At 64.2% G+C, this 7,908-nt stretch carries 6 protein-coding genes; 2 read left to right on the top strand and 4 right to left on the bottom strand.

Annotation, left to right across the window (positions count from 1 at the left end; translation table 11 throughout):
* Window positions 1–104: 104 nt before the first annotated feature.
* Window positions 105–1,484: a heavy metal sensor histidine kinase gene (locus IE083_RS14880; protein ID WP_189354822.1), complete on the bottom strand. Its 1,380-nt coding sequence runs from the start codon at window positions 1,482–1,484 to the stop codon at window positions 105–107.
* Window positions 1,481–2,167: a heavy metal response regulator transcription factor gene (locus IE083_RS14875; protein ID WP_189354821.1), complete on the bottom strand. Its 687-nt coding sequence runs from the start codon at window positions 2,165–2,167 to the stop codon at window positions 1,481–1,483. Before IE083_RS14875 ends, IE083_RS14880 begins: the two co-directional genes overlap by 4 nt.
* 180 nt (window positions 2,168–2,347) lie before the next feature.
* Between IE083_RS14875 and IE083_RS14870 the strand changes: the two genes are divergently transcribed.
* The gene (locus IE083_RS14870) at window positions 2,348–3,349 is read left to right on the top strand and encodes a YncE family protein (RefSeq protein WP_189354820.1); all 1,002 of its coding nucleotides are present in this window, start codon (window positions 2,348–2,350) and stop codon (window positions 3,347–3,349) included.
* A 157-nt stretch (window positions 3,350–3,506) separates the two neighbouring features.
* Here IE083_RS14870 and IE083_RS14865 read toward each other — a convergent pair whose 3' ends face one another.
* The gene (locus IE083_RS14865; RefSeq protein WP_444545837.1) at window positions 3,507–5,693 is read right to left on the bottom strand and encodes a heavy metal translocating P-type ATPase; all 2,187 of its coding nucleotides are present in this window, start codon (window positions 5,691–5,693) and stop codon (window positions 3,507–3,509) included.
* A 206-nt stretch (window positions 5,694–5,899) separates the two neighbouring features.
* Between IE083_RS14865 and cadR the strand changes: the two genes are divergently transcribed.
* Window positions 5,900–6,517: a Cd(II)/Pb(II)-responsive transcriptional regulator gene (cadR, locus tag IE083_RS14860; RefSeq protein ID WP_189354818.1), complete on the top strand. Its 618-nt coding sequence runs from the start codon at window positions 5,900–5,902 to the stop codon at window positions 6,515–6,517.
* Window positions 6,518–6,542: 25 nt separating this feature from the next.
* On the opposite strand, the gene IE083_RS14855 is transcribed toward cadR, so the two are convergent.
* Window positions 6,543–7,745 (bottom strand): MFS transporter, encoded by a 1,203-nt coding sequence (locus IE083_RS14855; protein WP_189354817.1) that lies wholly within the window; start codon window positions 7,743–7,745, stop codon window positions 6,543–6,545.
* Window positions 7,746–7,908: the final 163 nt, after the last annotated feature.

Below are 7,908 nucleotides of genomic sequence, written 5' to 3'. Positions count from 1 at the left end.
GCTGTGTTTTGGATGATCCGAATTATCTCATACGGCTCGTTAAGTCCGACAGGCTGCTAGAAACCGGAACCTGCCGGTCACTGTCCGCACCCCGGCGCACCGGCTCAGCCGGCCGTTCGAGCGGGAAACCACAGGGTAAAGCAGGTGGTGTCATCCGCCGAGGTGACGCTGATGCGGCCACCGTGCACTTCGGCAATCGAGCGGGTGATGGCCAGCCCCAGCCCGGCGCCATCCGACTCCCCGGCCACACGGGCAGGGTCGGCGCGGAAGAAGCGGTCGAACAGCCGCGGTAGCTGCTCCGGCGGTATGCAGTGGCCGGCATTGCAGACCCGCACCGTGCTGCCATCATCCTGCCGTGCGATGCTTACCGTCACCATGCTGCCGGCCGGGGCATGGCGCAGGGCATTGGACAGCAGGTTGCTCAGTGCGCGGCGCAGCATCAGCCGGTCGCCCAGCAACTGGCCGCTGCCGCTTTGCTGCAGGCGGATGTCTTTTTCTTCCGCCAGCGCATCGTAGAACTCCAGCAGCGCCGCCACTTCGTCCTCGATGGCAATCTGCTCACGGCTGGGCAGCACCAGCCCGTGCTCGGCCTTGGCCAGGAACAGCATGTCCGACACCGTGCGCGCCAGGCGCTGGAACTCCTCGGCATTGGAAGCCAGGATGTCGCGGTATTCATCGGCGCTGCGCGGTTGGGCAATGGCGACCTGCGTTTCGGTCAGCAGGTTGCTGATCGGCGTGCGCAGCTCGTGCGCAAGGTCGGAGGAAAACTCCGACAGCTTGCGAAAGTCTTCCTGCAGCCGGCGCAGCATGGCGTTCAGCGATTCGGCCAGGTCAGCCATTTCCGGCGGCACCGACGCCACCGGCATCTGGGTGTCCAGCTGCTGGCCGGTAATGGCCTGTGCCCTGGCCTTCATCGCGCGCAGCGGCGCCAGGCCGTTGTGTGCCACCCACCAGGCCAGCATGCCGCCCAGCAAGGCCGACAGCAGGATGTATACCAGTAGCGACTGGCCGATCATGTGCATGAAATGCTCATGCCGGCCGGTGTCGATCGCCGCACAGATGGTGAGCCCGGAGCGGGTGCTGTCGGCCAGCCGGCCATTACCGCACAAGCCGCGGTAGCTGGCGTTGCCATGCTGCCAGCTCAGCATCTGCCGGCGGTCACTGTTGCCGCCAGCGGGAAAATGAAAGCCCGCCGGCGCTTTCGAGGCATAGACCGGATAGCCCTGCCGCTGCAGCTGCACGTACAGGTCGCGCTGGTTGTGCACCACGTTGTCCAGCCGCGCCGCCAGCACTCCCAGGTCGGGCGAGGTGTGCATCACCTCGCGGATCAGCCCCAGCTTGTCGCGCAGGTCGTCGGCATCCTGCTCGGCAAAATGGCGATTCACCATCACGCCGACCAGCAGCCCAAGCCCTGCCAGCAGCAACACGGAAACCAGTGCATACAGCAGTGTCAGCCGCGCGGTCAGCGACAGGCGCCGCTTCATGCGCCGGCCTCCGGCACTTCCAGCACGTAGCCCATGCCGCGCACGGTGTGGATCAGCTTGGGTTCGAAGTCGTCATCGACCTTGGCGCGCAGCCGGCGCACTGCCACGTCGATCACATTGGTGTCGCTGTCGAAGTTCATGTCCCATACCTGCGAGGCAATCAGGCTGCGGGGCAATACCTCGCCCTGGCGGCGCATCAGCAGCTCCAGCAGGCCGAACTCCTTGGCAGTGAGGGCGATGCGCCGGCCGTCGCGGCTGACACGCCGGCGCAGCAGGTCCAGCTCCAGGCCGGCGATCTGCAGGGTGGTGGCCTCTACCGTGCCGCGGCCACGACGCAGGATGGTACGTACCCGCGCCAGCAGCTCGGCAAAGGAAAACGGCTTTACCAGGTAGTCGTCCGCGCCCAGCTCCAGCCCCTTGACCCGGTCTTCCACCTGGTCGCGGGCGGTAAGGAACAGCACCGGCATGGTCTTGTGCCGCAGCCGCAGCCGGGTAAGCACTTGCCAGCCGTCCATGCCCGGCAGCATCACGTCCAGGATCAGCAGGTCGTGCCCGCCCTCCAGCGCCAGCTGCAGTCCCGTCTGGCCGTCATGCGCCAGATCCACCGCAAAGCCTGCTTCGCGCAAACCCTGCTTCAAATACTCGCCTGTTTTGATCTCGTCTTCGACAATCAGAATCTTCATCGCTGTTTCCTGTAGCAGTGCCGACAGTTTGCCACTGCCAGCACGCCGCTGCGCCGGATGACAGATTTGTAATCCGGCTGTCAGTTTGCTGTTGGCGGCAGCACACCATACTACCGGTAGCAAGACAGTGCTTGTCCGGGCGGCCAGGGGGCCGACACCACCTCATGAAAGGAATCACCCATGCGCAGGCCCATCTCTACCTCGCTGCTGCTCGCCTTCTCGCTGGCAGCCACCTCCGCACTGGCGGCGCCGTCCGGCACCGTGTTTACCGCTAACGAGCGCGGCAACTCCATCAGCCGGATCACACTGGCAGATGGCAATGTCACCACCATCCCGCTGGAGATCTCGCCGCACAACGTGCAGGTCAGTGCCGATGGCCAGCGCCTGCTGGCGGTGGGCATGAACATCCATGCCGGCCATCATGGCAGCGGCCAGAGTGCCGGCGAGCTGCAGGTGTTCGACCTGCCGCTGGGCAGCAAGCCTGCCTTTGTCCTGCCGGTGGCGGGGCACCCCGGACACGTCGTTACCGACCATACCGGCAAGCTGGCCTTTGTCACCGACGCCGGCAACAACGCGGTGCAGGTATACGACCTGACAAGCAAGAGCCAGATCGGCAGCATCAGGACCGGCAGCTACCCGCACGGCCTGCGCCTGAGCCCGGATGGCAGCAGCCTGTATGTTGCCAACGTGAAGAGCGACAGCGTCTCGGTCATCGACGTGCCCAGCCTGAAGGAAACCGGGCGCATCGCGGTGGGCAAGGCCCCGGTGCAGGTGGGTTTCTCCGCAGACGGCAAGCAGGCCTACGTGTCGCTGAGCGCGGAAAACGCTCTCGGCCTGATCGATACCGCCAGCCGCAAGCTGACCGGCAAGGTCAAGGTTGGCCGCAACCCGATCCAGATGTACGCCACCCCGGACGGCGGCAAGGTATTCGTGGCCAACCAGGGCAGCAGCAAGCAGCCGGATAACCGCGTCTCGGTGGTGGACCCTGTCGCCGGCAAGGCCATTGCCGAGGTACAGACCGGCGACGGTGCACACGGCGTGACCATCAGCAGCGACGGCCGGTACGTGTTTGTCAGCAATATCGAATCCGGCACCATGTCGGTGATCGACAGCCGCAGCCATGGCGTGGCCGGCACCTACAAGGTAGGGGCCGGGCCAAACGGCATCAGCTATCGTGATTAGGGTCTGTTGACACTTGTTTTATCGCGGCGCCGGCAGGAGAAGACTTCCAATGCAAGGCGGAGGGTTTGCAGCTGGCTATTCCAGGCGCAAACCCGACAACGCCGCAGCTGGTCGTTTGCCGGGCCAGCGCAGCCGCAAAAAGACCTTGAACAGGTTCTTACTTGCGCAGCAGGCGCAGGCCATTCGCCACGACCAGCAGGCTGGCCCCCACATCGGCAAACACCGCCATCCACATGCTGCCCAGGCCCAGCAGGGTCAGCACCAGGAACACACCCTTGATGCCCAATGCCAGCATGATGTTCTGCAGCAGTACGGCCCGGGTGGCATGCGACAGGCGCACAAAGGCCGGTATCTTGCGCAGATCGTCGTCCATCAGGGCCACATCGGCGGTCTCGATGGCGGCATCGGTGCCCATGGCGCCCATGGCGAAACCGATGTGGGCGCGCGCCAGCGCCGGAGCATCATTGATGCCGTCGCCCACCATGCCCACCGCACCATCCCGCTCCAGAGCGGCTACCGCCTGCAGCTTGTTCTCCGGCAGCTGGTTGCCGTGCGCCCGGTCGATACCCACCTGTTGTGCGATTGCTTCGGCGGTATGCGGATTATCGCCGGTCAGCATCACCGTTCTGATACCCAACCGGTGCAGTTCGGCAATGGCGGCACGGCTAGTGTCCTTCACCGTATCCGCTACCGCGAACAGGGCCAGCGCCTGCCTGTTGTCACTCAGCATCACCACCGTTTTGCCCTGGCGCTCCAGCATATCCAGCCGCATTTCCAGCTCCGGGCTGCACAGGCCAAGCTCGTGCAGCAGGCGATGATTGCCGAGGGTATAGGTAATGCCATCGATCACGCCGCGCACTCCGCGACCGGGCAGCGCTTCGAAATCCGCCACCTGCGCATGTGTGCCGGCATCCAGGTTGGCCGCACGGGCAATGGCCTGCGACACCGGATGATCGGAACGGCCGGCCAGGCTGGCCGCCAGCCGGCGGCAATGGCCGGCATCACGCCCGGCCCACAGCTCGAAATCGGTTTGTGCCGGTCTGCCGTGAGTAAGGGTGCCGGTCTTGTCCAGCGCCAGCCAGACCAGCTTGCGGCCCTCTTCCAGATAAACGCCGCCCTTGATCAGGATGCCATGGCGCGCGGCGGCAGCCAGGCCACTGACAATGGTCACCGGCGTCGATATCACCAGGGCGCACGGGCAGGCGATCACCAGCAGTACCAGTGCCTTGTAGATCCAGTCATGCCAGCCGGCATCCAGCAGCAGGGGCGGCAGGATGGCAAGCAGCAACGCACCGGCGAATACCACCGGGGTATAGATGTGCGCAAACCGGTCCACGAAGCGCTGTGTTGGCGCTTTGGCGCCCTGCGCCTCTTCCACCGCGTGAATGATGCGGGCGAGCGTGGTGTTGCTCGCCGCGGCAGTTACCCGATAGGCAAAGGAACCGGCTTCGTTGATGGTGCCGGCGAAGACCGCATCCCCTTCGATCTTGTCCACCGGCAGGCTCTCTCCGGTAATCGGCGCCTGGTTGATGCTGGAGCGACCGCTGACGATTTCTCCATCCAGTCCGATACGCTCGCCGGGCCTGACCCGCACCACGCGGCCCACCGTGACCGCATCGGCCGCAACTTCCTGCCAGCTGCCATCCTCCTGCTGCACGGTGACGGTTTCCGGCACCAGCTTCAGCAAACCGGCAATCGCATTGCGCGCCCGGTCCAGCGATCTGGCCTCGATCCGCTCGGCAATGGTGAACAGCACCATCACCATGGCAGCCTCCGGCCACTGGCCCAGCGCCAACGCACCGGTAACGGCAATACTCATCAGGGCATTGATGTTCAGATTGCCGTTGCGGATCGCAAGCCAGCCCTTCTTGTAAGTCGTCACACCGGACAGGGCTACCGCCAGAATGCCCAGGCTTGCGGCCAGCCAGGCGGGCAATGCCATCCAGCCAGCCACCTCCGACATCAGTGCGGTCACGCCGGCCAACGCCAGCGGCCACCACGGCTTGGCCGTTTCCCGGCCGGCGCGCAGCTGGCCGCGAGTATCCGGCAGCTCGGGGGTGAAACCCAGCGTGCGCACCGCCTCCAGCACGCTCTCCAGCGAGCCGGGAGTGTGCACTACGGTCAGCACGCGCTGCATCAGGTTGAATTCCAGGCTCTTGACCGTATCCATGCCCCCCAGCTTCTTGCGGATCAGCACCTCCTCAGTCGGGCAATCCATCTGCATGATGCGTATCGGGGTGCGCACCCCCTCCGCCAGCACCTCGGCTGCCGCCAGGTGGCCAAAGCCGGCGGGCGGCGGAGCCTGGCAGGCACAGCCTTGACCGGCATGGGCATGTCCATGCACGGCCGGCCTGGCCCGCCCCATGACGGGGACAAGGCGGCGTCCATGCATATCGCCGGCGGGTGCCGGCAGCATTAGTCCTGCGGCGGGTTTCTTGTCGTGGTGGTCATGTTTGCAGCAGCCGGGCATGGCAGGACTCCGTTTTTCATCATATGCTTGGCATTGAACACCCTGAAGTGACTATAGGGTCAAGCCGCGAAAGGCACGACATGCAAATCGGAGAATTGGCCAGCCTGGCAGGCTGCCCCGTGGCGACAGTGCGCTATTACGAGCGTGAAGGACTACTACCCGCAGCCGTGCGCAATGAAAACAACAACTATCGGCAATACAACCACAGCCACCTTGACCGGCTGACCTTCATCCGCCACTGCCGTTCGCTGGACATGACCCATGCCGAAATCCGCGCCTTGCTGGAAGCACGCCAGCAACCGGACGCCAGCTGCGAATCCATCAACGAGCTGATTGACGCACACTTGCTGCACGTACAGGCTCGCATGGCCGAGCTACGGGCGCTGGAAGCGCAACTGGCCGATTTGCGCAGCCAGTGTCATGCCGCCAAAGCCACCCGCGATTGCGGCATCCTGCGCGGACTCGATCACCCGGGCGATACCGCATGGCGCAGCCCGGAGCTGACCCACAGCCACGTTTCCGGCTGCCACGGCAGCAGCGATGCCAAATCCGGCAAGAAGGTTGGCCGCATGGCGTCCGGACACACAGGCAGTCCGGACGCCGGACCGGTCAATGCATGTCCGTCCGGCGCCGGGAAAGATGCCGGGGCCGGCGCCACGGGGAGCACGGCGGGATCTGACGTGCCCCGCCAGAGGTAACGCATCACCCTGCAGTCATCTGCATTCATGATTTCCGGAGCAATCCGAGCAATGCGACACCGCAGAAGGCAGCACCCGCATAGAAAGTGAACGAAGCACCCAGCCGATCCCACAGCAGGCCGGCCACCACACTGGCAAGCAACATGGCAAAGCCACTGACCAGATTGAAAAAGCCGAAGGCCGTACCACGGAGATCGGCAGGCGCCGTATCCGCGACCATCGTCGCCAGCAGGCCTTGCGTCATGCCCATGTGGATGCCCCACAGTGCAACACCTGCAAGCACGGTCACCCAGTGGTCATGCATTGCCAGCACCAGATCCGCCGCAATCAGGACGGCCAGGCCGCAGGCAAGAAGCGTTTTGTGGCTCATCCGGTCGGATAGCTTCCCGAATGGATAAGCCGATGCCGCATAGACAATATTCATCGCCACCATGACCAGCGGCACCAGCGCAACGGCAATGCCCCCCTGCTGGGCCCGCAGCACCAGAAAGGCCTCGCTGAATCTCGCCAGCGCAAAGACCGCACCCACCACGACCACGCGCCAGTACGCACCGCTTAAGCGCTTGAGGTTTTCCCGGAGGATCGGGTTGCTGCGCTTTTCACCGGATCGAAGCCCGGGTTCGCGCACGCCAAACAACAGCAGCAAAACCGCAAGCAATCCCGGAACCACGGCCACCCAGAATACGGCCCGGAAATCGTTGGCCCACAACAGCATCAAGCCAACGGCCAGCAGCGGGCCAAGGAATGCACCCACCGTATCAAGAGACTGGCGCAAACCGAATGCCGCGCCACGGACCTCGGGCGGCACCATATCCGCCACCAGGGCATCACGCGGTGCTCCACGCACCCCCTTGCCGACCCGGTCCAGCAAACGCGCGGTGAGTACGATACCGGTACCCGATGCGATGGCAAAAAGGGGCTTGGTCAGGGCACCCAGGGCGTAGCCGAATACGGCCAGGCCTTTTCGTTTGCCCAGATAATCACTGAGCACGCCCGAAAACACCTTGACCATCAGTGCCGTAGCCTCAGCCAGGCCTTCGATCAGGCCGATCATCAAGGCACTGGCACCCAAGGTACCGGCCATGAATAAAGGAAGCAGGCTGTGGACCATCTCGGAGGAAATGTCCATCAGCATGCTTACAAAACCCAGCACCCAGACCCCCGCAGGGATTCCGGTGCGGTTTCCGGGCAGGTGCGCATCCTGCGCCGATGTGGTATAGGGAGGCATGGGTCGAGTTGTACCAACTGGTCGCCGAGGAGAGAGACGATGCTACGGTTTCGCCGTCTCCCTGTCCAATGGCCGCGAAATGCAAACAGCCCGGCAAGGCATGCCCCCGGTGTCAGGATAGTTGTCGTGTCTTCTGATCGAGTGAGTTGATGGTCCGGGGGCG

The organism is Vogesella fluminis (genome assembly GCF_014652335.1).
Taxonomy (GTDB): Bacteria; Pseudomonadota; Gammaproteobacteria; order Burkholderiales; family Chromobacteriaceae; genus Vogesella; species Vogesella fluminis.
This window is presented reverse-complemented; position numbering and strand designations above follow the sequence as displayed.

Excerpts from the sequence above, each read along its gene's own strand:
- IE083_RS14880 (WP_189354822.1), bottom strand. The coding sequence starts at position 1,484 with ATGAAGCGGCGCCTGTCGCTGACCGCGCGGCTGACACTGCTGTATGCA.
- IE083_RS14875 (WP_189354821.1), bottom strand. The coding sequence starts at position 2,167 with ATGAAGATTCTGATTGTCGAAGACGAGATCAAAACAGGCGAGTATTTG.
- IE083_RS14870 (WP_189354820.1), top strand. The coding sequence starts at position 2,348 with ATGCGCAGGCCCATCTCTACCTCGCTGCTGCTCGCCTTCTCGCTGGCA.
- cadR (WP_189354818.1), top strand. The coding sequence starts at position 5,900 with ATGCAAATCGGAGAATTGGCCAGCCTGGCAGGCTGCCCCGTGGCGACA.
- IE083_RS14855 (WP_189354817.1), bottom strand. The coding sequence starts at position 7,745 with ATGCCTCCCTATACCACATCGGCGCAGGATGCGCACCTGCCCGGAAAC.